Annotated in this window: 1 protein-coding gene; it reads right to left on the bottom strand. The window is 57.3% G+C overall.

Annotation, left to right across the window (positions count from 1 at the left end; all coding sequences use genetic code 11):
- Positions 1-51: 51 nt before the first annotated feature.
- Complete coding sequence (locus VMT30_02870) at positions 52-1,026, bottom strand: IS110 family transposase (protein HVQ43884.1); 975 nt, start codon at positions 1,024-1,026, stop codon at positions 52-54.
- Positions 1,027-1,219 lie beyond the last annotated feature (193 nt).

Genomic DNA, 1,219 nt, shown 5'->3' with positions numbered 1-1,219 from the left:
TGAGTGAAGCGTGTGTTGGAGGTCGCCATGCGATCTACTCCTTGATGTGGCTCAACCGCCCATCGCTATCGCCGCATCGAAAGGTCTGCCTGTTTTCAGCACACCGAAGCACAGCACCAAAAGCTTGCGCATTGCAGCCACAACAATCTGTTTGGGTTTGAGGCGGCCCCGGGATTTCAACCGAGCCACCAGCGCCACGATCGCAGAATTATACCGCATGGCGGATAAGGCCGGCATGTATAGTGCAGCGCGAAGAACGGCGTTGCCAATCTTGGAGATGCGTGTCGCTCGATCGATGGACGTTCCCGACTGATGCTGCCGCGGGTTCAATCCCGCATAAGCGACCACCTCGGCGCTCGAGCGCAGTACATCTGGACCAGGCAATTCGGCCAACACTACGCCAGCCAAAGTCTCACCAACGCCGCTAATGCTCAGCAGAAGATCGCGTTTCGATTGCAGGTCGCGATCATTGTCGATCGTCAGTGCGATGGCTTTGTCGACCGCTCCGAGCTGGCTCGTGAAGTGCGAGATCGTCGCATCGGCCAGGGCTTGAGCCTCCCCGTCGACAATGCCGCTGTTCTTGCGATTCTTCCATTCCGTCAGGCCCGCGACGATGCCAGATCGGATCGTCTGCAACTCACCCAACCGACGGTGGGCCTCCGAGGGTGGTACCCACGGCGAGGGCTTGAACAATTCACAATACTCACGAATGTGCGACGCATCCACCCCATCAGTCTTGTTGCGACCCAACTTGGTGCGCACGAAGTCTCGAATCTGGGCGGGATTGATGATGCTGACAACATGGTCGGCCTCGTACAACGCACACGCGATGCCGAGACTATAACGCCCGGTGGATTCCAGACAGGCGTGAACCCGTTGGATCTTTTGGGCAATCAGCCAATCCAGGAGATGGCGCCACCCATCCGGTGAATTCGTGAAGCTCTTGGTGCGCACCTTGGTGTAGCTTGAGATGCTCACGTCGAGTGTATTCTTGCAAACGTCGATACCCAATATTCCGTCGATCACAGTCCTATCCCTCCACCTCATCTCTTCAACACGAGCTCCGCTTCGAGCAACCTTGTACACAGGATCTACGCTCATGCGCGTCCCAGGATACCGTCCAGTCTGAACAGCGGAGCTTGGAAAAACGGGGCCTAATCTACCGCACAGGCTCATTCGCCAAAGGGACGCAAGAGGCTCACCGTTCTCCTCGCTGCTC

Source organism: Candidatus Saccharimonadia bacterium, from assembly GCA_035544015.1.
In the GTDB taxonomy this organism is placed as follows: Bacteria; Patescibacteriota; Saccharimonadia; order UBA4664; family UBA4664; genus UBA5169.
This window is presented reverse-complemented; position numbering and strand designations above follow the sequence as displayed.